The organism is Mycobacterium sp. NGS57 (genome assembly GCF_059812405.1).
Map to the genome: position 1 here is coordinate 91058 of NZ_JCALCP010000011.1, position 23697 is coordinate 114754.

The 23697-nt window shown below is 71.1% G+C and carries 22 protein-coding genes and 1 tRNA gene; 14 read left to right on the top strand and 9 right to left on the bottom strand.

Going from position 1 to position 23697, the window contains the following annotated elements; genetic code table 11:
- Window positions 1-196: 196 nt before the first annotated feature.
- On the bottom strand, window positions 197-1054 hold the full coding sequence (locus AC5Y43_RS20835; RefSeq protein ID WP_499975549.1) for an HAD-IB family hydrolase: 858 nt from the start codon (window positions 1052-1054) through the stop codon (window positions 197-199).
- A gap of 510 nt (window positions 1055-1564) precedes the next feature.
- On the opposite strand from AC5Y43_RS20835, the gene ssd reads away from it, so the two are divergent.
- From ssd to AC5Y43_RS20870, 7 genes are read left to right on the top strand one after another with little or no spacing between them, the layout of a single operon-like run.
- Entirely contained in the window at window positions 1565-2635 is a 1071-nt protein-coding gene (gene ssd, locus AC5Y43_RS20840) for a septum site-determining protein Ssd (protein WP_499975680.1), read from the top strand.
- Window positions 2632-3795, top strand: coding sequence for a TadA family conjugal transfer-associated ATPase (locus AC5Y43_RS20845; protein WP_499975552.1), 1164 nt, complete (start codon window positions 2632-2634; stop codon window positions 3793-3795). The genes ssd and AC5Y43_RS20845 overlap by 4 nt, the downstream gene beginning before the upstream one ends.
- Window positions 3792-4592, top strand: coding sequence for a type II secretion system F family protein (locus AC5Y43_RS20850; protein ID WP_499975553.1), 801 nt, complete (start codon window positions 3792-3794; stop codon window positions 4590-4592). The genes AC5Y43_RS20845 and AC5Y43_RS20850 overlap by 4 nt, the downstream gene beginning before the upstream one ends.
- Complete coding sequence (locus AC5Y43_RS20855; protein WP_499975555.1) at window positions 4589-5179, top strand: type II secretion system F family protein; 591 nt, start codon at window positions 4589-4591, stop codon at window positions 5177-5179. The genes AC5Y43_RS20850 and AC5Y43_RS20855 overlap by 4 nt, the downstream gene beginning before the upstream one ends.
- Before the next feature lie 18 nt (window positions 5180-5197).
- Window positions 5198-5398 carry a DUF4244 domain-containing protein gene (locus tag AC5Y43_RS20860; protein ID WP_499975557.1) on the top strand — a complete coding sequence of 67 codons (201 nt, stop codon included), beginning with the start codon at window positions 5198-5200 and terminating at the stop codon, window positions 5396-5398.
- A 35-nt stretch (window positions 5399-5433) separates the two neighbouring features.
- A complete protein-coding gene (locus AC5Y43_RS20865; protein WP_499975682.1) occupies window positions 5434-5724 on the top strand; it encodes a TadE family type IV pilus minor pilin in 291 nt (96 codons plus the stop codon).
- A gap of 16 nt (window positions 5725-5740) precedes the next feature.
- On the top strand, window positions 5741-6055 hold the full coding sequence (locus AC5Y43_RS20870) for an Rv3654c family TadE-like protein (RefSeq protein WP_499975559.1): 315 nt from the start codon (window positions 5741-5743) through the stop codon (window positions 6053-6055).
- Window positions 6056-6061: 6 nt separating this feature from the next.
- Here the strand turns inward: AC5Y43_RS20870 and AC5Y43_RS20875 are convergent, their stop codons facing one another.
- Complete coding sequence (locus AC5Y43_RS20875; protein WP_499975561.1) at window positions 6062-7099, bottom strand: PAS domain-containing protein; 1038 nt, start codon at window positions 7097-7099, stop codon at window positions 6062-6064.
- A gap of 266 nt (window positions 7100-7365) precedes the next feature.
- Window positions 7366-9705 carry a DEAD/DEAH box helicase gene (locus AC5Y43_RS20880; RefSeq protein ID WP_499975565.1) on the bottom strand — a complete coding sequence of 780 codons (2340 nt, stop codon included), beginning with the start codon at window positions 9703-9705 and terminating at the stop codon, window positions 7366-7368.
- Between the two features lie 247 nt (window positions 9706-9952).
- Here AC5Y43_RS20880 and cspA point away from each other — a divergent pair, with 247 nt between their 5' ends.
- The 3 genes from cspA (at window position 9953) to topA (ending at window position 13837) form a co-directional block, all read left to right on the top strand.
- Complete coding sequence (gene cspA / locus AC5Y43_RS20885; RefSeq protein WP_036363014.1) at window positions 9953-10156, top strand: cold shock protein CspA; 204 nt, start codon at window positions 9953-9955, stop codon at window positions 10154-10156.
- A 136-nt stretch (window positions 10157-10292) separates the two neighbouring features.
- A complete protein-coding gene (locus AC5Y43_RS20890) occupies window positions 10293-10883 on the top strand; it encodes a hypothetical protein (protein ID WP_499975567.1) in 591 nt (196 codons plus the stop codon).
- A 155-nt stretch (window positions 10884-11038) separates the two neighbouring features.
- On the top strand, window positions 11039-13837 hold the full coding sequence (gene topA, locus AC5Y43_RS20895) for a type I DNA topoisomerase (RefSeq protein WP_499975568.1): 2799 nt from the start codon (window positions 11039-11041) through the stop codon (window positions 13835-13837).
- On the opposite strand, the gene AC5Y43_RS20900 is transcribed toward topA, so the two are convergent.
- Complete coding sequence (locus tag AC5Y43_RS20900; RefSeq protein ID WP_499975570.1) at window positions 13834-15432, bottom strand: adenylate/guanylate cyclase domain-containing protein; 1599 nt, start codon at window positions 15430-15432, stop codon at window positions 13834-13836. The genes topA and AC5Y43_RS20900 overlap by 4 nt on opposite strands.
- A gap of 154 nt (window positions 15433-15586) precedes the next feature.
- Between AC5Y43_RS20900 and AC5Y43_RS20905 the strand changes: the two genes are divergently transcribed.
- The gene (locus AC5Y43_RS20905) at window positions 15587-16792 is read left to right on the top strand and encodes a DNA polymerase III subunit delta' (RefSeq protein WP_499975572.1); all 1206 of its coding nucleotides are present in this window, start codon (window positions 15587-15589) and stop codon (window positions 16790-16792) included.
- 45 nt (window positions 16793-16837) lie between these two features.
- Window positions 16838-16910 (top strand) — tRNA-Thr (locus AC5Y43_RS20910).
- 31 nt (window positions 16911-16941) lie between these two features.
- On the opposite strand, the gene AC5Y43_RS20915 is transcribed toward AC5Y43_RS20910, so the two are convergent.
- Entirely contained in the window at window positions 16942-18768 is a 1827-nt protein-coding gene (locus AC5Y43_RS20915; protein ID WP_499975573.1) for a hypothetical protein, read from the bottom strand.
- On the opposite strand from AC5Y43_RS20915, the gene AC5Y43_RS20920 reads away from it, so the two are divergent.
- Window positions 18734-19678: an NAD-dependent epimerase/dehydratase family protein gene (locus AC5Y43_RS20920; protein ID WP_499975575.1), complete on the top strand. Its 945-nt coding sequence runs from the start codon at window positions 18734-18736 to the stop codon at window positions 19676-19678. The genes AC5Y43_RS20915 and AC5Y43_RS20920 overlap by 35 nt on opposite strands.
- A gap of 7 nt (window positions 19679-19685) precedes the next feature.
- On the opposite strand, the gene AC5Y43_RS20925 is transcribed toward AC5Y43_RS20920, so the two are convergent.
- The 3 genes from AC5Y43_RS20925 to AC5Y43_RS20935 are packed head-to-tail and all read right to left on the bottom strand — an operon-like array spanning window position 19686 to window position 22036.
- Window positions 19686-20030, bottom strand: coding sequence for a DUF2304 domain-containing protein (locus tag AC5Y43_RS20925; RefSeq protein WP_499975577.1), 345 nt, complete (start codon window positions 20028-20030; stop codon window positions 19686-19688).
- Window positions 20027-20734, bottom strand: coding sequence for a polyprenyl-phospho-N-acetylgalactosaminyl synthase PpgS (gene ppgS / locus AC5Y43_RS20930; protein ID WP_499975579.1), 708 nt, complete (start codon window positions 20732-20734; stop codon window positions 20027-20029). The genes AC5Y43_RS20925 and ppgS overlap by 4 nt, the downstream gene beginning before the upstream one ends.
- A 24-nt stretch (window positions 20735-20758) precedes the next feature.
- Entirely contained in the window at window positions 20759-22036 is a 1278-nt protein-coding gene (locus AC5Y43_RS20935; protein ID WP_499975683.1) for a hypothetical protein, read from the bottom strand.
- Window positions 22037-22112: 76 nt separating this feature from the next.
- Here AC5Y43_RS20935 and AC5Y43_RS20940 point away from each other — a divergent pair, with 76 nt between their 5' ends.
- Window positions 22113-23198, top strand: a complete 1086-nt coding sequence (locus AC5Y43_RS20940) for a DUF475 domain-containing protein (RefSeq protein ID WP_499975582.1) — start codon at window positions 22113-22115, stop codon at window positions 23196-23198.
- Between the two features lie 6 nt (window positions 23199-23204).
- On the opposite strand, the gene AC5Y43_RS20945 is transcribed toward AC5Y43_RS20940, so the two are convergent.
- Window positions 23205-23693, bottom strand: coding sequence for an inorganic diphosphatase (locus AC5Y43_RS20945; RefSeq protein WP_499975583.1), 489 nt, complete (start codon window positions 23691-23693; stop codon window positions 23205-23207).
- Window positions 23694-23697 lie beyond the last annotated feature (4 nt).

The window sequence follows — 23697 nt, forward strand, 5'->3', positions numbered from 1 at the left end:
TTATCGCGGCTATGACTCCGCGTGGGTGCCGGGTTCCATGCTGGGCGCCCGGGTTCGGGAGAACGATCCTTCTCTTCCGGATCGACCTAGGCCTCGCCGGGCTTCCGTGGTTCCTTTGTACTACTAGACCCCTGGCCCGGCAAGGCCTAATTGCGAAGCAAATTCACTTGCGCCAGTGCCCTGTTTGCTGACGGAGCTAAAAGGCGAAACGGCGCAGCAATGAGTAGGTGACGGCGCCGGCGGCCAGCGCGGTTACCCCCACCGCCGCGGTGGTTGCGATCGCGGCGCCGGAGGGGGCCGGGATGCGGTCGCGCAGCGACACCGGGCGGGAAAACATCAACACGGGCCAGCCGCGCTCGCCGGCCTCCCTGCGCAACCCGCGGTCGGGATTGACCACGCTGGGGTGGCCGACGGCCTCGAGCATCGGCAGGTCGGTGATGGAGTCGGAGTAGGCGTAGCAGTGTTCCAGCGGGTAGCCCTCGCGGGCGGCCAACTCCCGGATCGCCTGCACCTTGCCTTCGCCGTAGCAGTAGAACGCGACATCGCCGGTGTACCTGCCGTCCTCGACGACCATCCGCGTCGCCATCGCGTGGGTGGCGCCCAACGCGCGGGCTATCGGCGCGACGATCTCCTCCCCGGACGCCGAGACCACCACGACGTCACGGCCGCACAATTTGTGGTCGGCGATCAGGTCCGCGGCTTCGGCGAACACCAGCGGCGTCACGATGTCGTGCAGCGTTTCGTTGACGATCGACTTGACCTGCTCGACGTCCCAGCCCGTGCACATATTGGTCATGTGGGCACGGATCCGGTCCATTTGGTCATGATCGGCACCGGAGAGCAGATAGATGAACTGGGCGTAGCTGGACTTGAGAACCGCCCGGCGGTTGAGCAGTCCCTGGGCGAAGAAAGGTTTGCTGAACGCCAGTGCGCTGGACTTCGCGATGATCGTCTTATCCAGGTCGAAGAAGGCCGCGGTGCGGGCGCGAGGAGCGCCGAGAGCAGCCGTTTCCGGTGTGGTTAGGTCCTGGGCGGCCGGGTCGAAGACGGTCACCGACCCAGCATAGGTCGGTGGTTGCGCGCGCTGCTGCGTTGCGCCCAAAACGGCGGCTGAACACGGGTGTGACAGGCGGTGCCGCCGGTGTTTTAGCGGCTCACGGTGTTTTTCGGAGAGAACAGCTACTTGCGTTAATGCGGACTGTCATGTGTATAGTAAGCATTACTCGGCCTGAGCCGAGGGTGTATCAGCCCGACCCCCCGGGGCTGATACACGACGACCCTCGCCTCCTCCCCCCCTGGCGGGGGTCGTCCCTTTTCCGGAGTAAATTTCCGTCGCCGCCGGCGGTGGCTCCCGGCCCCCAGCGCGTTGCGGGACCGGGTTTTTCCGCGCTTTCGATGACCGCTGGTCAGGCGCATTTGTGCACACCAGCGTCTCTCTCCACAGATTTGGCTTTGGCACTGGTGTGCCACCATTCGCGCCCCGCAAGGTGGATGCGTGAGGAGCACCATCCGCCCCAACGCGGCAGCCGCGGCGGGGACGAACTGTTCGGTGGGCGTGCTGGCGGTGTTGACGGAGCCGGAGTTGCGCGACGAACTCGATCGGGTGGCCGCGGCCGTCGGTGTCCGGGTGGTTCATGCCGGCAGCGCTGCCGCGGTGAGCCGGCGGACCTGGTCGGCGGCCGCGGCGGTGGTGTTGGACGAGGCGGCGGCCGTGCGGTGCGGGCGGACCGGGCTGCCGCGGCGCCGCCACGTCAGCGTCCTGACGACCGCCGAACCGGCGACGCCGACCTGGGCCGCGGCCGTCGCCGTCGGTGCCGAACGCGTGTTGACGCTGCCCGAGCGGGAGGGCGAGTTGATCGGCGAGCTCGCCGAAGCCACGGAAGCCAGGGCAGCCGGGGCAGCGGCCCGCGACGACGGCGCCCGCGGGCACGTCGTCGCCGTCATCGGGGGCTGCGGCGGAGCGGGTGCGTCGTCGCTCGCGGCCGCCATCGCGCAAGTCGCCGGCGACTCCCTCCTGGTGGATCTCGATCCGTGGGGCGGCGGCATCGACCTGCTGGTCGGCGGCGAGAGCAGCCCGGGCCTGCGCTGGCCCGATCTGGCGTTGGAGGGGGGCCGGCTCAACTGGCCGGCCGTGCGCGACGCACTGCCGCGGCACCGCGGAGTCAGCGTGCTGTCCGGCACGCGCCACGGGTACGAATTGGGCGGCGTGCCGGTCGAATCCGTCATCGACGCAGGGCGCCGGGGCGGCGTCGTCGTGGTCTGCGATCTTCCCCGTCGTCTGACCGACGCGACGCACGCCGCGCTGGATGCCGCCGACTTGGTCGCCGTGGTCAGCCGAGCCGACGTGCGGGCGTGCGCCGCGACCGCGGCGCTGGCCCCGGTGCTGGCCGCAAGCAATCCCCACCTCGGTCTCGTGGTCCGGGGTCCGTCGCCCGGGGGACTGCGGGCCGCGGAGGTCGCCGACATCGCCGGACTGCCGCTGCTCGCGTCCGTCAAGGCGCAGCCGCAACTCGGCCGGCGGCTGGAACGCGGCGGCCTGCGGGTGGGACGGCGCTGCCCGCTCACACTGGCCGCGCGCCGGGTGCTCGCCGTCCTGCCGCGGGCAGCGCCGCCGCGGAACGGCAGGGCGGCATGAGCGGCTCGCTGATCGAGCGGGTGCGCGAGCGGCTGGCGTCCGAGTCCGCGCCGCTGCGGCCGAGCGTGGTCGCCGCCGCGATCAGGGCCGAGTCCGGCGGCATGCTCGGTGACACCGAGGTGCTGGCCAACCTGAGGGTGCTGGAAACCGAGCTGACCGGTGCGGGCGTCCTCGACCCGCTGTTGGGTGCGGCGGGGACGACCGACGTCTTGGTAACCGCACCGGACGCGGTCTGGGTCGACGATGGAGACGGCCTGCGGCGCACCGGAATCCGTTTCCCCGACGAGCCTGCGGTGCGCCGGCTGGCGCAGCGGCTGGCGTTGGTCGCCGGCCGGCGTCTCGACGACGCCCAGCCCTGGGTGGACGGGCAGCTGACCGGCGTCGGGGCCGGCGGGTTCGCGGTGCGGTTGCACGCCGTGCTGCCCCCGATCGCGGCCGGCGGCACCTGCCTGTCTCTGCGCGTGTTGCGGCCGGCGACCCAGGATTTGGCGGCGCTGACCGCGGCCGGTGCGATCGACTCCCGCGCCGCCGCGCTGGTGGCCGACATCGTCGCCGCCCGGTTGGCATTTCTCGTGTGCGGGGGCACCGGGGCGGGCAAGACGACCCTGCTGGCCGCCATGCTGGGCGCTGTGCCGCCCGCGGAACGGATCGTGTGCGTCGAGGACGCCGCCGAGCTGGCGCCGCGGCATCCCCATCTGGTCAAGCTGGTCGCGCGGCGCCCCAACGTGGAAGGTGTCGGCGAGGTTTCAGTGCGCGATCTCGTGCGCCAGGCGCTGCGGATGCGGCCCGATCGCATCGTGGTCGGCGAGGTCAGGGGCGCCGAAGTGGTCGACCTGCTGGCGGCGCTGAACACCGGCCATGACGGCGGCGCCGGCACCGTGCACGCCAACAGTCCCGGCGAGGTTCCCGCCCGCCTGGAGGCCCTCGGCGCCCTCGGCGGTCTAACCCGCGCGGCCCTGCACAGCCAAGTCGCCGCGGCTGTCCAGGTGCTGCTGCACGTCACCCGCGACCGTGCCGGGCGACGCCGGCTGGACGAGATCGCCGTGCTGCGCCACGCGGACGGGCAGGTCCGGGCGGTCACCGCCTGGCACGCCGACCGGGGCTTGACGGACGATGCCGGCGAACTGCATCGGTTGCTGCGAAGCCGCCTGTCGCCATGACCGGCCTCACGGTCGCGGCCCTGCTGTTATCGCTTGCGCTGCTGGCGCTTCCGTCGTCACCGCGGCGCCGGCTGATCACGGGGATGCGCGCCCGCCGGCGGCTCGTGAGCGGGGTGCCCGCCGCTGCAGCAGCCACCGCGGGTGCGCTGGTGGCCGCCGCCGTGCTGCTGCCGCCGGCGGCGGTCGTCGCCGGGGCGCTGGTGGGTGCGACGGTGAGCCTGCGCTGCCGCCGCCGGCGGCGCGTCCGGCGGGCCGCGGCAGAGGGCCACACCCTGGAATCCGCGCTCGACGTGCTGGTCGGCGAGTTGCGCGTGGGCGCGCATCCGGTGCGCGCGTTCGAGGTCGCCGCCGCAGAGACCGACGGTGTCGTCGGAATGTGCTTGCGCGCGGTCGCGGCGCGGGCCAGGTTGGGTGCCGACGTCGCGGCCGGCCTGCGCGCGGCGGCGCGGTCGTCGGCGCTGCCCGGGCAGTGGGATCGACTCGCGGTGTGCTGGCAGCTGGCCGGCGATCAGGGGCTGGCCATCGCCACCCTGATGCGCGCCGCGCAGCGTGATATCGCTGAGCGGCAACGCTTCTCGGCGCGGGTGTCGTCGAGCATGGCCGGGGCGCGCGCCACCGCGACGATCCTGGCCGTGCTGCCGGTCCTCGGCGTGCTGCTGGGTCAGCTGATCGGGGCCCGGCCACTGCGGTTCCTGCTGAGCGGGCAGGGCGGCGGCTGGTTGCTGGTCGCCGGATCGATGCTGGCCTGCGCCGGGCTGCTGTGGTGCGACCGCATCACGGATCGGGTCGGCGCGTGAGCGTGACCGCGGTGCTGCTGGCGATGGCGCTGTGGATCGGACCCGGTCCCTCGGTGGTGCGGGCGCGCGCGGGACGGCCGCCGCGGGCTTTGCGGCGTGCGCCGCCGCCGGGAGCCGGCCCCGATCCGTTGGCGATCGCGTCCAGCCTCGACGTGCTGGCCGTATGCCTGCAGGCCGGCATGGCGGTGCCGGCGGCCGCCGCCGCTACCGCCCCGTCGGCGCCCCCGAAGCTGGCCCGCGTGTTGCGCCGGGCCGCCGATCTGCTGACGCTTGGCGCGGATCCGGTTGTGGCGTGGTCGATTCCGCCGGACCTGCCCCCCGGCCCGTCGGATACCCACATCGACGCGCTGCTGCGGCTGGCGCGGCGCTCGGCGTCCTCCGGCGCCGCGCTGGCCGCCGGCGTCGCCGGATTGGCCGACGAATCTCGCCACGAAGCCACATACGCGGCCGCCGCGGCGGCCGAGCGGGCCGGGGTGCTGATCGCCGGGCCGCTGGGCCTGTGCTTCTTGCCGGCGTTCGTGTGCCTCGGCATCGTCCCGGTGGTGGCGGGGCTGGCCGGTGAGGTCTTGCAGTCGGGACTGCTGTGAAGGGAAAGGAAGATCAGGATGAGCAACATGTTTCGGGCATTTCTGGCACGCGCGGCCATGCTGGCGACCGACGAGTCGGGCATGTCCACCGTCGAGTACGCGATCGGCACCATCGCCGCGGCCGCGTTCGGCGCGATCCTGTACACCGTGGTCACCGGCGACTCGATCGTCTCGGCGCTGACCAACATCATCGGCCGCGCGCTCAACACCAAGGTGTAGCCGGCTGTGCGGGCGCGAGCACCGTCGAGGCGGCGCTGGCGATCGCGGCGCTGGTCGTGGTGCTGGTGCTGTGCCTGGCCGGTGTCACCGCGGTGTCGATGCAGGTGCGCTGCGTCGACGCGGCCCGCGAGGCCGCCCGGCTGGCCGCGCGCGGCGATGAAGGTTCGGCCCTCACCGCAGCGCGCCGCATCGCGCCCACGGGGTCGCGGATTCGGGTGCGTCGCGACGGCGACTTCCTGGTGGCCACGGTCGTCGCCCACTCGAAGCTGTTGCCCGCGTTGGACATTGCGGCCGGGGCGGTGTCGGCGGCCGAGCCTGGCCGATGATCGGGGCGCGGCGACGGTGATCGCGGCCGCCATGGTGACCGCGCTGCTGTTGGTCACCGGCGCCGGCGCCTACCTCGGTTCGGCGGTGGTGGCGCGCCACCGCGCGCAGGCCGCGGCCGACCTGGCCGCGCTGGCCGCGGCGGCCGGGCTGCCGTCCGGGGCCGCCGCGGCGTGCGCCCGCGCGACGGCGGTGGCGCATCAGATGCGGGTCGACGAGATCGGGTGCCGGGTCGACGGGCTCGACGTCGTGGTGACGGCCCAGGTGGCGGCCGCCTTCGCCGGCGTGGCACGCGCCGCCGCGCGGGCGGGGCCGGCTGATACGGGAAACTAGGTTCAGCTAGGCCGGGCCGTCGGAGGTGTTCCGCAGCCCCGCCGCGGCGACTTCCTCATCGGTGGGCAATCGCAGCGAAACCAGCCCGGCGAAGGTGTCCGGTTCGAGTTCGACCCTGTTGACCGTGATGTGCACCGGTACCCAGTCGGCGTCGTGGCCGCGCATGCGCAGCACCCGGCTGGTGGGGCCGTCGGCGAATTCCGTTGTCATAGACGACTTCAGGGCCTCGTCATCAGGGTGAACCTTCGGCCGGTCCGTCTGGGCGCCTCGCCAGTCGTAAAACGTGCACGGCTCGTCGAGCCATTTCAGCAGGGTCCAGCTGTCGAGGTCGACCAGGGCCCGGTGGACCCCGGCCTGGGCCAGGCCGTTGAGGATCCGTTGCGCCAGATCGTCGGTGGATACCACCGGACCCTTGAGTTCCGAGCGCCAGTTCATCGCCCGGGCGACCAAATGCTCCCGGCCGTCGGGTCCGGTCTCCAGCGTGGTGCGCGCGACAAAGCCGATCCGGATGGGGCGCCCTTGCCAATCGGTGAGATCCCATGTGCTGCAGATGGTTTGGTCGGGCTTGGCGCGCACGGCCATGGCAAGGATCTTGGTTTCGTTGGGGTTCAGTTCCCGCGACGGCAGGTCTTCCGCAAAGGCCCTGCCGAAGGTGACTTCGACGTCGGGATCCTTGCCGCTGTTGGCCAGGGACTCGCGCGTATCGGTAGCCACCCCGAGGGTCAGGTCCCACTTCAACGGCCCGGGGATCGGCCGCTCCGACGGCTCGATGCCGGCGGGGCCGGTCCACACATGGACGCCGTGGATGTGGCCGTCGGACATGACCACCGGCTCGGTGCGGATCACGCGGGCGCGCTTGGTGGTGATGCTCGTCAGGCTCTGGCCGGTGTGCACCGACTCGGCGATCGCGGTCCGCACGGCGGCCAGATGTGGGCTGCGGCGCATGAACGTCGTGATCGGGACCAGGTTTTTAAGCTGCGGTCCCTGCGCGACTACAGCCGGCTCGCCCCCCAGTGTCTCCACGAGCAACCAGTCGTGGGCCATGCGGCCGATTTTACGGCGGCCGGGGGCCGTCGCGAGGGCCGACCCCGCCGGACCGAATCCGGGCGCGCGCGTGAACCCTAACGCCTTGTGCGACAACGTATCGGCGTGATCCGGCCGCGCGGGACCCCCCGCGGTGGTATGTTGGCATTTCCTCAGCAGTGAGGAATGGCGCCTGTCACGAGGTTTCGTGAAGTCGACCGTTGAGGGGTCGGTCGCCATCGCGGCAGTTTTCGGCGTTCTCGCTGACGTTGCGTGCCCGATTCTGCTTAGGTTTGCTCGAGACCCAACTCGGCGAGCACCGCACGCAGCACCGCCACCGCGCCCGCCTTGTCCAGCGGGTCGTTGCCGTTGCCGCACTTGGGGGATTGCACGCACGACGGGCATCCGTTCGGGCACTCGCACGCCCCGATCGCCGCGGCCGTCGCGCCCAGCCACGTGCGCGCCCGGCGGAAGCCGCGTTCGGCGAACCCCGCGCCGCCCGGGTAGCCGTCGTAGACGAACACGCTGGGCAGCCCGTCGGGCCCGATCGCGGTGGACAGGCCACCGATGTCGCCGCGGTCGCAGCTGGCCACCAGCGGCAGCAGGCCGATGGCCGCGTGTTCGGCGGCGTGCAGCGAGCCGGGAATGCGCAGCGGCTCAATGCCGTTGCGCGCCAGCGTGTCCGGCTCGACGGTGTACATGGCGGCCGTGGTGGGCAGCACGTGCTCGGGCATTTCCAGCTCGACGAAGTCGATGACCTCCCCGGACAGCCGGCGGCGCAGGTAACCCACCACCCGGTGGGTGACGCGGACCGGCACCAGGCCCAACGTCACCGGACCGAAATCCGAGCGTTCGCCGGCCCCGGTGACCACGATGTCGGTGATCTCACGCGCGAACGTCGCGTAGCCGGGATCCTCGGCGTGGACGAACGCGATCGCGTCGTCGGTGTCCAGCGAGTCGACCACGTAGGTCTCGCCCTGATGCAGATATACCGCGCCCGGGTGGATCGTGGCCGGGGCCCGGTCGACCCCGGTGCTGCCCAGCAGGCGCCCGGTGTCGGCCTCGACGATGACGATCTGGCCGCCCGCCGAGCCCCGGATGTCCACCGCCCCGTGCGGTTGCACCCCGGCCGCGGGAAAGTATTTGTCGCCACGCCGCCGCAGCAGCCCGTCGTCGACGAGACCCTCGGCCACCTCGGTGGCGCCGAAATCCCGGACCTCGGTCGCGGTGAGCGGGAGTTCGGTTGCCGCGCAGAGGAGTTGGGGGCCCAGGAGGTAGGGGTTGGCGGGGTCGATCACGACCCGCTCGACCGGCTTGTCCAGCAGGGCGGCGGGGTGGTGGACGAGATAGGTGTCCAGCGGGTCGTCGCGCGCGATCAGCACCACCAGCGCACCCTGGCCGCGCCGGCCCGATCGGCCGGCCTGTTGCCAGAACGAGGCGACCGTTCCGGGAAAGCCGGCGAGCACCACCGCGTCCAGCCCGGCGATGTCGACACCCAGCTCCAGCGCGTTGGTGGTGGCCAGACCGCGCAGCCGGCCCTCGGCCAGCGCGCGTTCCAGCGCGGTGCGGTCCTCGGCGAGATAACCGGCCCGATACGACGCCACCGTCTGCGCCAGTTGCGGGGCGACGTCCTCGAGCCGGGCCCGCGCGCCCAGCGCGGTCAATTCCGCGGCGCGGCGCGACCGGACGAACGTCAGGGTCTGCGCTCCCTCGGCGATCAGGTCCGCCATCACCCGGGCCGACTCGGCGCCGGCGGAGCGGCGCACCGGCGCCCCGTTCTCGCCGGCCAGGTCGGTGCGCAGCGCGGGCTCCCACAACGCCACGGTCCGCGCCCCCTGCGGTGAGCCGTCCTCGGTGACCTCCGCGACCGGGAGCCCGATAAGCTCGGCGGCCGTCGTACCGGGGGAATCCGTCGTCGCGCTGGCGAACACAAAAGTCGGGTGGCAATCGGGTCGAGCGGAGTACCGCTCGCACAGCCGCAAGAGCCGGCGCAGCACCATCGCCACGTTCGAGCCGAAGACCCCGCGGTAGTAGTGGCATTCGTCGACGATGACGTAGCGAAGCCCCCGCAACAGGACGGCCCAGCGGGCGTGGTTGCGCAACATCGACAGGTGGATCATGTCGGGGTTGGAGAACAACCACCGCGAGCGTTCGCGCGCGAAGCGGCGCACCTCGGCGGGGCTGTCGCCGTCGTAGGCGGTGGGGGCCACCGCGAAACCGGCGGCATGCAGCCGCGGGATGGCCGCGGTGAGCGCGTGCGCGGCGCGCAACTGGTCGTGACCGAGCGCCTTGGTCGGCGACAGGTACAGCACCCTGGCCCGCGGGTCCGTGGCCAGCTCGTGCAGGACGGGAAGCTGGTAGGCCAGCGACTTGCCCGACGCGGTGCCGGTGCTGATCACCACGTGACGTCCGGCGTGGGCCAACTCGGCCGCCGCGGCCTGGTGCGACCAGGGGCGGGCGATGCCGCGGTCGGCGAACGCGCGCACAACGCCGGGGTCGGCCCATTCCGGCCAATCGTGCGGGCGGCCGCCGCGCGCCGGCAGCTCGGCGACGTGGCGCAGCGGCCGTTCGGGCGCCGGGGTCCCGGCGAGCGCGACGGCGAGCAGGTCGGCGCCGAAACTTGCCACCTCATCGCCTCCTGGAATCAGTACTGGACACAAGTCTGTCGCCAGCGCGATGAACATGGTTGACTGATTGCGGTCGCAGCTTCTGTGTTCGTGTCAAACTTTCGCAGGAACAACGTTGCGGCCGCGGTTCCTGCGAGGTTATCGGTCGGGTGAAGTTCCGGCGACTACGCGAGGTATGGCGGTCGTACTCGGCCCGGGGCACCGAAAGGCGGTGCACCGCATCCAAAAGAAAAGGAAAGATCGAGAGATGCCACAGGGAACTGTGAAGTGGTTCAACGCGGAGAAGGGGTTCGGGTTCATTGCCCCTGAAGACGGTTCCGCAGATGTTTTTGTCCACTACACGGAGATCCAGGGAACGGGCTTCCGCACCCTTGAAGAAAACCAGAAGGTCGAGTTCGAGATCGGCCACAGCCCTAAGGGCCCCCAGGCCACCGGAGTCCGCTCCGTCTGAGACGCGAGCAGACGCAAAAGCCCCCACTTCGGTACCGATGTGGGGGCTTTTCCGTTTGTTGGGCAGGTGGCGGACCGAGCCGCCGCGCCGAAAAACCTGAGGGCATGGACGCACCACCTGGCCTACTGTCGGTGGCGTGAGCCAGCTTTCCTTCTTCACGGCGGAGTCGGTGCCCCCCGCGGTCGCCGATCTCTCCGGGGTGCTGGCGGCGTCGGGCCAGATCGTCCTGGTCGGCGCTCCGCAGGCGCAGGGGGCCCGGCTGTCTGTGGTCGTGGACCAGCTGTGGCGCGCCTCGGCGCTGGCCGACATGATCCGCGAGGCGGGCCTGGAGCCGGAGATCGGCCGCACCGACGAGGACACCCCGCTGGTGCGGACGGCGGTGACGCCGGCGCTGACCGGCATCGCCGCCGAATGGACCCGCGGCGCGGTCAAGACGGTGCCCCCGCGGTGGCTGCCCGGGCCGCGAGAGTTGCGGGCGTGGACGCTGGCGGCCGGTCACCCCGAGAACGACCACTATTTGCTGGGCCTTGATCCGCACGCGCCCGACACCCATTCCCCGCTGGCGTCGGCGTTGATGCGGGTGGGAATCGCGCCCACCCTGATCGGCACCCGCGGCGGCCGGCCGGCGCTTCGGATCAGCGGCCGCCGGAGGCTGTCACGCCTGGTAGAGAACGTGGGGGAACCCCCGCGCGCCGCGGAGGCGTTGCCGCTGTGGCCCAGGGTCTAGCCCGGATTTGCGGCCCGCTTGTTGGCGATCCGGTTTGCGCAGGCCCACCCGAGGGTGCGAAATTGTCAGGTGCCCTGCAGCGAGGGGACGCCTGTCACTCTTTCTGCAGGCGGTCCCGCGGCGGGGCCGAGATAAGAGATGGAGCGTAACCGCAGTTGGCTGACCCGAAGCTAGAGGACCGCGTCGGCGGCGGAAATGGCCGCCGTCGGCGACTCGTGATCGTCGAGTCGCCGACCAAGGCGCGCAAGCTGGCCGGCTACCTGGGCTCCAGCTACATCGTCGAGTCCTCGCGGGGCCACATCCGCGACCTGCCCCGCGCCGCGGCCGACGTGCCGGCGAAGTTCAAGTCCGAGCCGTGGGCGCGCCTCGGTGTCAACGTCGACGCCGACTTCGAGCCGCTCTACATCATCAGCCCGGAGAAGAAGCACACCGTCAGCGAGCTCAAGGGACTGCTCAAAGACGTCGACGAGCTCTACCTGGCCACGGATGGTGACCGCGAGGGCGAAGCCATCGCCTGGCACCTGCTGGAAACCCTCAAGCCGAACATCCCGGTCAAGCGGATGGTCTTCCACGAGATCACCGAGCCGGCCATCCGCGCGGCCGCCGAGCACCCCCGCGGCCTGGACATCGACCTGGTCGACGCCCAGGAGACCCGCCGCATCCTCGACCGGCTGTACGGCTACGAGGTCAGCCCGGTGCTGTGGAAGAAGGTCGCGCCCAGGCTGTCGGCGGGCCGGGTCCAGTCGGTGGCCACCCGCATCATCGTGCAGCGCGAGCGCGACCGCATGGCGTTCCGCAGCGCGTCGTACTGGGACGTCGTCGCCCAGCTCGACGCCAGCGTGTCCGACCCGCAGGCGCAGCCGCCCACCTTCACCGCGCGGTTGACGAACGTCGACGGCCGGCGCGTTGCCACCGGCCGCGATTTCGACTCGGTGGGCCAGCTGCGCAAGGCCGACGAGGTCATCGTCCTGGACGAGGCGGCCGCGACCGGGCTCGCCGCGGGTTTGCGCGGCGCCCAGCTGTCGGTGGCGTCGGTGGAGGAAAAGCCCTACACCCGGCGGCCGTACGCGCCGTTCATGACGTCGACGCTGCAGCAGGAGGCCGGCCGCAAGCTGCGGTTCTCCTCGGAGCGCACGATGAGCATCGCCCAGCGCCTCTACGAGAACGGCTACATCACTTATATGCGCACCGACTCCACGACGCTGTCGGAGTCGGCGATCAACGCGGCGCGCACCCAGGCGCGCCAGCTCTACGGCGAGGAGTACGTGTCGCCGTCGCCGCGCCAGTACACCCGCAAGGTCAAGAACGCCCAGGAGGCGCACGAGGCGATCCGCCCCGCCGGGGATACCTTCGCGACCCCCGACGCCGTGCGCCGCGAGCTCGACGGTGACGACTTCCGGCTCTACGAGCTGATCTGGCAGCGCACCGTGGCCTCGCAGATGGCCGACGCGCGCGGCACCACGCTGAGCCTGCGGATCAACGGGCGCTCCGACGAACGGGACGTGACCTTCTCCGCCAGCGGTCGCACCATCACCTTCGCCGGCTTCCTCAAGGCCTACGTGGAAACGGTGGACGAGCTGGCCGGTGGCGAGGCCGACGACGCCGAGCGCCGCCTGCCCCAGCTGACCGAGGGCCAGCGCCTGGCGGCCCTCGAGCTCACCCCCGACGGCCACGCCACCAACCCGCCGGCCCGCTACACCGAGGCGTCGCTGGTCAAGGCGCTCGAGGAGCTGGGCATCGGGCGCCCGTCGACGTACGCGTCGATCATCAAGACCATCCAGGACCGCGGCTACGTCTACAAGAAGGGCAGCGCGCTGGTGCCCTCGTGGGTGGCGTTCGCCGTCACCGGCCTGCTCGAGCAGCACTTCGGCCGGCTGGTCGACTACGGCTTCACCGCGGCGATGGAAGACGAGCTCGACGCGATCGCGTCCGGACAGGAGCGGCGCACCGACTGGCTCAACAACTTCTACTTCGGCGGCGAGCACGGGGTGGCCGACTCGGTCGCCCGCTCGGGAGGACTGAAGAAGCTCGTCGGGGTCAACCTGGAGGGCATCGACGCGCGAGAAGTCAACTCCATCAAGGTGTTCGACGACGCGCAGGGCCGCCCCGTCTACGTTCGGGTCGGCAAGAACGGGCCATATTTGGAACGGGTGGTGACGGGCGAGGACGGCGAGCCCACACCGCAGCGGGCCAACCTCAACGACTCGCTGACCCCCGACGAGCTGACGCTCGAGGTGGCCGAGGAGCTGTTCGCCACCCCGCAGGAGGGACGTTCCCTGGGGGTGGACCCGGACACGGGTCACGAGATCGTCGCCAAGGACGGCCGGTATGGGCCGTACGTGACCGAGATCCTGCCGGAGCCGCCGCCCGGCGATGACGACGGCACCTCCGCCCCGGCTAAGAAGGGCAAGAAGCCCACCGGACCCAAGCCCCGCACGGGATCGCTGCTGCGCAGCATGGACCTCCAAACGGTCACCCTCGAGGACGCGCTCAAGCTGCTCTCGCTGCCCCGGGTCGTCGGCGCGGACCCCGAATCCGGCGAGCAGATCACCGCCCAGAACGGACGGTACGGCCCATACCTGAAGCGGGGCAACGACTCTCGTTCGCTGGCGACCGAGGATCAGATTTTCGACATCACCCTGGACGAGGCGCTGAAGATCTACGCCGAGCCCAAACGCCGTGGCAGGCAGAGCGCGTCGGCGCCCCCGCTGCGCGAGTTGGGCAACGATCCGGCGTCGGGCAAGCCGATGGTGATCAAGGACGGGCGATTCGGGCCGTATGTCACCGACGGCGAGACCAACGCCAGCCTGCGCAAGGGCGACGACGTGATGTCCTTGACCGACGGGCGCGCCGCCGAGCTGCTGGCCGACCGGCGCGCGCGGGGACCGGTCAAGCGTCCCGCCCGGAAGAGCAGCCGCCGGGCGCCCGCGAAGAAGGCCACCAAGCGCTCCTAGACCTCGCTCGAAATCTCCTCGGCCGCAACCTCTTCGGGGGCCGCCAGTTTCACCGGGCGGGCCAGCTGGGTGGGCGCCGCCCGCCCGCGCAGCTCGACCACCTCGCCGACGTCCCAGCACAACGCCTCGGCGTCCAGCGCGCCGCTGACCGCGATCGCCGACGCGAGCACGTGGCCGGCCTCCAGCTTGGCCAGCTCGGTGAGTCGTGCGGCCTCGTTGACCGGGTCGCCGATCACCGTGTACTCGAAGCGGGCCTGCGCCCCGATGTGGCCGGCGATCGCGCGGCCGGCCGATACCCCGATCCCGAACTCGGCCGAACCGATCACCGGGAGGATCTCGTCGTGCAGCTCGCGGGCGGCCGCCAGCGCGCCGCCGGACGCGTCGGGATGCTCGATCGGCGCCCCGAAGATGGCCAGCGCCGCGTCGCCCTGGAACTTGTTGACGAAGCCGCCGTGCTTGCCGACGGTGTCGACGACCACCCGGAAGAACTCGTTGAGCAGGTGGACCACCTCCGCGGGCGGGCGCGTCGCGGCCAGCTGGGTGGAGCCGACCAGGTCGACGAACAGCACCGCGACGTCGCGCTCCTGCCCGCCCAGCTCGGTGCCCCGCTCCAGGGCCCGGCGGGCCACGTCCTCGCCGACGTAGCGGCCGAACAGGTCGCGCAGCCGCTGCCGCTCGGACAGGTCGCGCACCATGTCGTTGAACCCGGCCTGCAGCAGGCCCAGCTCGCTCGCGTCGTAGATCTGCATGTGCGCGTTGTAGTTACCGCGCTGCACCTCCGAGAGCGCCCAGCGCAGCTGGCGCAGCGGGTCGGCGATCGACATGGCCACCAGGAGGGTGCTGACCAGTCCGATGGTCAGCGCCGCCAGCGCCAGCAGCAGGATGGGGTCGAACAACTTCTCGGGCGTGGCGTGTAGCAGGGAGGCCTTGTCGGCCACCACGGCCAGCACGATTGCCAGCAGCGGCACGGCGGTGGACAACATCCAACTCAGCAGCTGGCGCAGGATGACGCCGGGCGCCTTGACGTTCTCCGGCACGCCGCTGCGCAGGGCCGCGACGGCGACCGGCCGCAGCACCCGCTCGGACTGCAGGTAGCCGATGATCGCCGTCGCGGCGGCGCCCAGTGCCGTGGCGACCGCCACCACCGGGGCCGTGTATTTCGACACCGACCAGCTGGCGAAGATCAGCACCACACCGCCGATGCACCAGGCCACCGAGCTGGTCAGCGCGCGGTAGTACGGCATCCGCAGGGCGCGGCTGCGGGCAAGTTCGGTGGCGGCCGGATCGGCGTCGGCCAGGAGATTGTCGCGGCGCTGCCAGCGGAAGACCGGCAACAGCAGCTGCAGGTTGAACACCAGCCCCGCCAGAAACAGGCTGATCACCACGCTGACGAAGACCGCCAGGTTCACCGCCGGGAGGTCCTGCAGCTGGATGCGGTCCTGGGGCGGCAGGCCGTAGCGCAGGAAGCCCAGCACGAACAGGCCGCCGATGATGTCGGACTGCAGCATGCTCAGCGAGAACAGCGGCCACGGGGTGCGCACCACCCACCGGACGAACGCACTGATCCGCCCGGGCAGTGCTGCCGCGGTTGCCACCAATCCACCGTATCGGGCACGGCGGACTCAGCGGAAAACAATAAGCAACTCGGCACGGCGCCGAACCTGCCGAAACGCCCCGCAAGGTAACGGAATTGTCGCGATTCGGTGGCCGAAAGATATCTGTCCGCCGGCGTCGTTAACGTTGCCGGTGATGTCGGGAGTGTTTACGCGGCTGGTAGGCCAAGACGCCGTGGTGGCCGAGCTGCTCGGCGCCGCGCGTGCGGCGCGTGGTGAACCTGCTCACAGCGATGCGGGCGCCGGGACTATGACACATGCCTGGCTCGTCACCGGCCCGCCGGGCTCGGGGCGCTCGATTGCCGCGGTGTGCTTCGCGGCCGCGCTGCAATGCACCGACGAAGGAGAACCCGGCTGCGGCCGGTGCCGGGCATGTTCGACGACGATGTCGGGCACCCACGCCGACGTGCGCCGGGTGATCCCGGAGGGGCTGTCCATCGGCGTCGACGAGATGCGCGCCATCGTGCAGATCGCGTCGCGCCGCCCGACCACCGGGCACCGGCAGATCGTGGTGATCGAGGACGCCGACCGGTTGACCGAGGGCGCCGCGAACGCCTTGCTCAAGGTGGTCGAGGAGCCGCCGCCGTCGACCGTGTTCCTGCTGTGCGCGCCGTCGGTGGATCCCGAGGACATCGCGGTCACGCTGCGCTCCCGGTGCCGGCACGTCGCGCTGGTGACCCCGCCGACCGAGGCGATCGCGCGGGTCCTGGTGGACAGCGACGGGATGGACGCCGACACCGCCAACTGGGCGGCGTCGGTCAGCGGCGGGCACGTGGGCCGCGCGCGCCGGCTGGCGACCGACGCCGAGGCCCGGCAGCGACGGGAGCGGGCGCTGGGGCTGGTCCGCGATGCCGTGATTCCGTCGAGCGCCTACGCCGCCGCCGAGGAATTGGTGGCCGCCGCGGAGGCCGAGGCCCTGGTGCTCACCGCCGACCGCGCCGAGGCCGAGACCGAGGAGCTGCGCACGGCGCTGGGGGCCGGCGGGACGGGCAAGGGCACGGCGGGCGCGCTGCGCGGGGCCGCGGGCGCGATCAAGGACCTGGAGCGGCGGCAGAAGTCGCGCCACACGCGGGCGTCGCGGGACGCCCTGGACCGGGCGCTGATCGACCTGGCGACGTATTTCCGGGACGCGCTGGTGGTCTCGGCGGACGCCGGCGGTGTCCGGGCGAACCACCCGGACATGGCCGATCGGGTGGCGGCGCTGGCCGCCCACGCCTCGCCCGAGCGGCTGCTGCGCTGCATCGAGGCGGTGCTCGAGTGCCGCGAGGCGCTGGCGACCAACGTCAAACCCAAGTTCGCCGTCGACGCCATGGTCGCGACGTTCGGCCAGGAACTTGGGTGACCCCGCCCGCCTGTCGTAGACTCGTGCCGCCCGCCGCGTGGGCACGCCGCCTTAGCTCAGTCGGTAGAGCGATTCACTCGTAATGAATAGGTCAGGAGTTCGATTCTCCTAGGCGGCTCCGCTTTGGTTTTCACTGTTGCGCGGGGCCGTCACGCCGGCGCGACGAACCCCACCGGCCCCGACGCCAGGCACAACGACAGTGCGGCGGTGTTGGCCCGCACGGTGATCGCGTCCCCGGCGCCGGGCAGCCGCGCGAAGACCCGGTTGAGGCCGGGATGCACCGGGACCTTGACGTCGGGGCCCTCCGAAAGCGACAGCGTCATCGAACCCTCGCTGTTGGCCAGGTAATTGAGCTCGACGGTCCAATCCGCGGGCAGCAGCGGGCCGTCGAGGACCAGCCGCGCCGGCTTGTCCGGCTGCGCGAAATAGCCGCACCGTGGCATCGGGCCCGCCACGATGGTCCGGATCCAGCTCACCCGGGCTGGGATCAGCCGCCCCGAGCTGTCCAGCATGCGCAATCGCGGTGTCGCCGAAGTGAATTCGGGCCTGTCGCGCAGCAACGCGAACATGTGGCTGGCCAGGTTCTGCGGCGCGGCCACCCGCTGCAGCACCAGCGGGTCGACCTCCTGGTCGAGCAGCGGCGCGTCCGAGGAGGCGTGCGCCGCAGCCAGACTCGCGCGCGCGTTGCGCAGGTAGGGCTGGGCGGGGTTGTCGCGCCAGCTGGTCAAAAACGTCGCCGTCGAATACAGGCTGCTCGCCAGGAAGGCCGCCGCCAACACCGCGGTCACCACGAAGCGCTTCGGCGACGCGTCCAGCCACCGCGGCGGGTCCGGCCGATTGGGGGCGCACAACGCGACGGCGGCCAGCAGCGCCAGGACGACGGCGAGATCCGGCAGATACCGCAGCGTCTGGGCGAGCTCGAGGGCGGTCTGCTTCGACGAGCGCATCAGATAGATCGGCACCTGGCACGCGACGGTGTAGCCGGCCGCGGCCAGCCACACCGCCCCGATGCGTTGCTTGCGCGCCAGCGACAGCGCGAACACCCCGGCCAGCACCAGCCAGCCCAGCGCCATCACCGTCGGCGGGGGCGTGGCCCACGGCGACGCCGGTGCCCACCGGTCCCAGTGCCACGGCCCGCCGGCCAGCCCCGGCACGATGCCGTGGGTGATCGACCGCCACAGCAGCTCGGCCGTCATCGCCACATCGGAACTCCACCGCTTCTGGTTGACCACCCCCAGGTAGAGCGCCACCCAGGCCGCGGTCAGCGCCAGCGACGCGATCCACAGCGACCGCCCGGCGTGCCACGCCGTTCGCAGCCCCGACCCGTCACCGCGCACGTGAACCGCCTGCACGCGACACAGAAGCGCGGCCACCGCGAAGGCGACGAACGGGATGACGGCGGCCTTCTCGAAGAACAGCAGCCCGCCGAGGTAGACCAGCACGGCGCTCAGGGCGTGGCGCCGGTTGCCGGTGCGCACCAACAGCACGGCGTCGCCGCACACCCACGCCAGCGCCGCCAGCATGGGCAGCGAGTTCAGCGCCGCCGCCCACCACGCGAAGCCGGGCACGGCCAGCGGGGTGAACAGCGCGAACGTCAGCGGGATCAGCAGCGCCCAGCGCCAGCCGAGGATGACGTGCAGCGCGCGCAGCAGGGCCAGCGACGCCAGCAGTTGCAGCACCACCAGGCTGATCGCCGGCCACGTCCAGTCCAGCGGCGCCAGCCGGGTGATGGCGCCGGCGAGCAGGAAGGCGGCCGGCATCACGTGGCCGTCGTGGTCGTCGAACAGGTACGACGGCGACAGCAGCCCCTCGGTGCCCGCTTTGCCGACGAGAATCAGGTCGTCCCAGTAGAAGTAGCCGCCGAACGCCAGCACCGCGCGGACCGCCAGCTGCACCGTGATGAGCGCGGCGGCTGCCACGGACACTCTGTATGGTGGGCCGGTGCGCGCACTGGTCACCGGGGCAGCCGGATTCATCGGCTCGACGCTAGTCGACCGTCTGCTGGCCGACGGTCACACGGTGGTGGGCCTGGACAATTTCGCGACGGGCCGCGCGACCAACCTCGAGCACCTGGCCGGCAACCCGGCGCACGTCTTCGTCGAGGCCGACATCGTGACCTCCGACCTGCACGCGATCCTCGACGAGCACCGCCCGGAAGTGGTGTTCCACCTGGCCGCGCAGATCGACGTGCGCCAGTCGGTGGCCGACCCCCAGTTCGACGCCTCGGTCAACGTCATCGGCACGGTGCGGCTGGCCGAGGCGGCGCGGCTGACCGGGGTGCGCAAGGTCGTGCACACGTCGTCGGGGGGATCCATCTACGGCACGCCGCCGGTGTACCCGACCCCGGAGTCGGTGCCCACCGATCCCGCCTCGCCCTACGCCGCCGGCAAGGTGGCCGGCGAGATCTACCTCAACACCTTCCGCCACCTCTACGGCCTGGACTGCTCGCACATCGCGCCGGCCAACGTCTACGGCCCGCGCCAGGACCCGCACGGCGAGGCCGGCGTGGTGGCGATCTTCGCCCAGGCGCTGCTCTCGGGTAAGCCCACCAAGGTGTTCGGCGACGGCGGCAAGACCCGCGACTACGTCTACGTCGACGACGTGGTGGACGCCTTCGTCAAGGCCGCCGGGGACGCGGGCGGCGGGCAGCGGTTCAACGTCGGCACCGGCATGGAAACCTCGGACCGCCAACTGCATTCGGCGGTGGCCGCGGCCGTCGGGGGGCCCGACGACCCGGAATATCACCCGGACCGCCTGGGCGACCTGAGGCGATCATGCCTCGACATCGGTTTGGCCGCAGAGGTTTTGGGCTGGCGCCCGCGCGTTCAGCTCGACGACGGCGTGCGCCGCACGGTGGATTACTTCCGCGGCACCCACACCGGGTGAACGTGCGCTACACGTTGGTCGAGGGCTCCCGCGCGGAGTCCAGCGCCACCGCGCGGGCCAGCCGCGCGTAGCGCAACTCCAGATCCTTGAACCGCATGTAGGTGCTCAGCGTGGTGAAGCTGAACGCCATGATCAGCGCGTAGAGCATCAAGTCGGTGCCCCGGCGCACGCCGAACCACTGCGCGACCACCGTGGTGTCGTCGGGCCGCAGCACGGCATAGACGCCGCCGAGCACGAACAGAATGTAGCCGACCTTGACCCACGCCCGCGACCGCGCGTTCCTGCGCGACCGCAGCAGATACACCAGCAGCGCGACGATCGACCCGATCAGCAGCACCTGGATCCAGTTCATCGTGTCCTCCCTCGCAGGAACCCGTCGAAGATGATGTTGACGCCGTTGAGCAGCGGCTGCCCCTTCGACTTCGAGTAGTCGGTGTAGAGCACCTCGACCGGTTGTTCCGTGACGCGCCAACGGTTTTCGGCGATCAGCATGATGATCTCGTTGGCGTGGCTCATCCCGCTCATGGTGATGTTCAGCGCGTCGGCGACTTTCTTGTTGAACACCCGCAGGCCATTGTTGGTGTCGGTCAAGCCAAGTCGGCGACCGCGCCGGCTCAGCCGCGCCGCGGTCCGGAGCACCACGCGCTTGACGAACGGCGGCCGGCCGGCCAGCGTGGTCTGGGCCCCCCCGAACCTCGTCCCGATCACCACGTCGACGTCGCCCGCGCCGAGCCGGTCGACCATGGCGGCCACGTCCTTGACGCGGTGCTGGCCGTCGGCGTCGAAGGTGGCGAAAACCCGTGCCCCGGGCTGCTTGCGGGCGTACTCGACGCCCGTCTGGATCGCCGCGCCCTGACCGAGGTTGATGGGGTGGCGCACCAGATGGGCCCCGGCCCGCCGCGCGATCTCGCCGGTGCCGTCGCTGCTGCCGTCGTCCACGCACACGACGTGGTCGAAGACCGCGCGCAGCTCGCCGACCACCTCGCCGATGACGGCGGCTTCGTTGAATGCGGGAACGACGATCCAGACGCCGGGGTAGTGCGATTCAGTAACCATCTAAGCCCACCAGGGTAGCCACGATCAGCCGGTTGGGCGCCCGGCACGCGCCAGCGCCGCCAGATGAACCCCGATGCCCACCAGCGGGCCACACAGCAGCCCGATGACGGTGCGGGTCTCCAGCGCAAGCGGCAGCAGCAGCAACAGGCCCGACGCCAGCGTCGCGCCGACCCAGCCCAGCGCGTAGGCGCGATGCAATGCGGCGGCCACCGCGGCGGCGCCGGTCAGCGTCAGCATCGCGATCGCGACGGCTGCCGCCGTCAGCCACGCGAGCAGCGCGCTGCTGGCCTGGTACTGCGGCCCGAACGCGCCGCGCAGCAGCCACGGCCCGACGACGCCGGCGGCCAGCACGCCGACCGCGCCGATGCCGCCGATCAGCGCCGCCGGCGCGACCAGGGCCCTGAGCCGGTCGCTGCGCTCGTCGACGAAATGCGCGATGAGGTTGCCCTGCATGGCGGTCAGCGGCACCAGCAGCGGCGCGCGCGTCAACGTCACGGCCAGGATGATCACGCCGCCCCGGGCCCCCAGCTCGGTGCTGGTCAGCTTCAGCAGCACCGGAAACCCCATCACCAGGATCGCGCTGGCGCCGGCCGCCGTGATGGAGTGCGCGGCGCCGCGCAGGAAGGTCCGGGCGCCGACCGGCGTGAGCAGCCGGGCCGCCGCGCGCGACGCCGGCGAGGCGGCCAGCATGATCAGCCAGGCCGTCGCGCCCGCCACCGTCGCCCACAAGAACCCCGTCAGGTCCCAGCCGATCACGAACGTGGCGGCCGCCACCGCCACCCGGATGACGGCGTCGGTCACCATCAGCGATCCGTACTGGGTCCAGTGATTGGTGCCCGCCAGCGTGCCCAGCAGGGTGGCGTGCACGCAGAACCCCGCCAGGCCGACGGACAGCAGCGCCACCGACAGCCAGCGCGCCTCGACGAACACCCGCCCGCCCCACAGCGGCGAGCTGGCGGCGATCGCGACCGCCGCGACCACGCCCATCAGCGCGGCGACCCGCAGCGGATGGGTCCGCCGGACCGGGGCCACGTCCAGGTACTGCGCCGAGCGGACCTCCCGGGTGGTTTCCTGCAGCAGGCCATTGGCGGCGCCGGTCACCAGCCCGAACGCGCCCCAGAACACCCCGAAGACGGAAAAGCCGCGCGGGGCCAGGTCACGGGCCGCCAGATAGATCACCGCGTACCCGCACAGGGCGGTCAGCGCGGTCGCGGCGCCGACGCGGACGACGCTGGCTCGGGTAACGGGCCCCGCAGAAGACACCGCGCCGACGGAGGCTTGGGTACCGCCGACTTCGGGCATCGCCACAAGACGAAAATACCGGGCGTGCCGGGCGTTCCCCGGCTTCGCTATCGTGTGCGGCTGTCAGGAAGGACTCATGGCCGCGTTCCGCATCTTCGGGATCTCGCTGCTTTTCACCGCGGCGGCCCTCGCGGCCGGATATCTCCACGGCGGCCTCAACGCCCTTTTCCTACTGGTGGCGCTGGCCGTCCTCGAGGTGTCGCTGTCGTTCGACAACGCGATCATCAACGCCACGATCCTCAAGCAGATGAGCAGGTTTTGGCGGCAGATGTTCCTGACGGTCGGGATCCTCGTCGCGGTGTTCGGCATGCGGTTGGTGTTCCCGCTACTCATCGTGTGGGTGACCGCGGGCCTCGACCCGCTGCGCGCGATGGAGCTGGCACTCAACCCGCCTGCGCATGGCGCGCTGGAATTCCCCGACGGCTCGCCGAGCTACGAGAAGCTGATCACCGCCGCGCACCCGCAGATCGCGGCCTTCGGCGGGATGTTCCTGTTGATGCTGTTCTTGGATTTTGTGTTCCATGACCGAGACATCAAGTGGCTCAAGTGGATTGAAGTCCCGTTCGCGCGCGTCGGGCGGCTCGGTCAGGTGTCGGTGGTGGTCGCCGGGATCGCGTTGGTCCTCGTCGGGACACAGCTGACGCACTCCGGCGGCGAGCGTGCCACCGTGCTGGTCGCCGGGCTGCTTGGCCTGATCGCCTATCTGCTCGTCAACGGTCTGAGCCGGGCGTTTCGGCCGTCGGGCCTGGACGCGGCGAGCGCGGGCGAGGCGGTCGGGAAGGCCGGCCTGACCCTGTTCTTTTACCTCGAGGTGCTCGACGCCGCCTTCTCTTTCGACGGGGTCACCGGGGCCTTCGCGATCACCTCGGACCCGATCGTCATCGCGCTGGGTCTGGGCCTGGTGGGCTCGATGTTCGTGCGGTCGATCACCATCTACCTCGTCCGGCAGGAGACGCTGGACCGCTACGTGTACCTCGAACACGGCGCGCACTGGGCGATCGGCGCGCTGGCCGTGATCATGTTGGTGTCCGTCGAGCCGCGGCTCGAAGTGCCCGAGGCGTTCACCGCGTCGGTGGGCGTGGTCGTCATCGCGGCGGCGCTGGCCCACAGCGTGGTGCGCAACCGGCGCAAAGCCGGCGCCGTGGCCCTTAATGGCCCTTAATGGCCCCTAATGGGATGACGCCTTGAACCGCTCCACCGAACGCTGCACCTCGGCCTCGGCCTGCGCGCGGTCGACCCAGTCGGCCGTCTTGACGAACTTGCCCGGCTCCAGGGCCTTGTACTGCGAGAAGAAGTGCTTGATCACGTCGAGTTCGAATTCCGGGACGTCGCCGATGTCCTGGATGTGGTCCCAGCGATGGTCGCCGGCCGGCACGCACAGCACCTTGTCGTCTCCGCCGGCCTCGTCGACCATCCGGAACATCCCCACCGGGCGCGCCTCGACCAGCACGCCGGGAAACAGCGGCTGCGGCAGCAGCACCATCGCGTCGAGCGGGTCGCCGTCCTCGCCGAGGGTGTCCTCGATGAAGCCGTAGTCGGTGGGGTAGGCCATCGAGGTATAGAGGTACCGATCCAGCCGCACCCGTCCGGTCTCGTGATCGACCTCGTACTTGTTGCGTTGGCCTTTCGGAATTTCGATCGTCACGTCGAATTGCACCGCG

Coding starts and splice junctions, on each gene's coding strand:
- AC5Y43_RS20845 (WP_499975552.1), top strand. CDS start 2,632: ATGAGCGGCTCGCTGATCGAGCGGGTGCGCGAGCGGCTGGCGTCCGAG.
- AC5Y43_RS20850 (WP_499975553.1), top strand. CDS start 3,792: ATGACCGGCCTCACGGTCGCGGCCCTGCTGTTATCGCTTGCGCTGCTG.
- AC5Y43_RS20860 (WP_499975557.1), top strand. CDS start 5,198: ATGAGCAACATGTTTCGGGCATTTCTGGCACGCGCGGCCATGCTGGCG.
- AC5Y43_RS20875 (WP_499975561.1), bottom strand. CDS start 7,099: ATGGCCCACGACTGGTTGCTCGTGGAGACACTGGGGGGCGAGCCGGCT.
- cspA (WP_036363014.1), top strand. CDS start 9,953: ATGCCACAGGGAACTGTGAAGTGGTTCAACGCGGAGAAGGGGTTCGGG.
- AC5Y43_RS20905 (WP_499975572.1), top strand. CDS start 15,587: ATGTCGGGAGTGTTTACGCGGCTGGTAGGCCAAGACGCCGTGGTGGCC.
- AC5Y43_RS20915 (WP_499975573.1), bottom strand. CDS start 18,768: ATGAATCCGGCTGCCCCGGTGACCAGTGCGCGCACCGGCCCACCATAC.
- AC5Y43_RS20925 (WP_499975577.1), bottom strand. CDS start 20,030: ATGAACTGGATCCAGGTGCTGCTGATCGGGTCGATCGTCGCGCTGCTG.
- ppgS (WP_499975579.1), bottom strand. CDS start 20,734: ATGGTTACTGAATCGCACTACCCCGGCGTCTGGATCGTCGTTCCCGCA.
- AC5Y43_RS20935 (WP_499975683.1), bottom strand. CDS start 22,036: ATGCCCGAAGTCGGCGGTACCCAAGCCTCCGTCGGCGCGGTGTCTTCT.
- AC5Y43_RS20940 (WP_499975582.1), top strand. CDS start 22,113: ATGGCCGCGTTCCGCATCTTCGGGATCTCGCTGCTTTTCACCGCGGCG.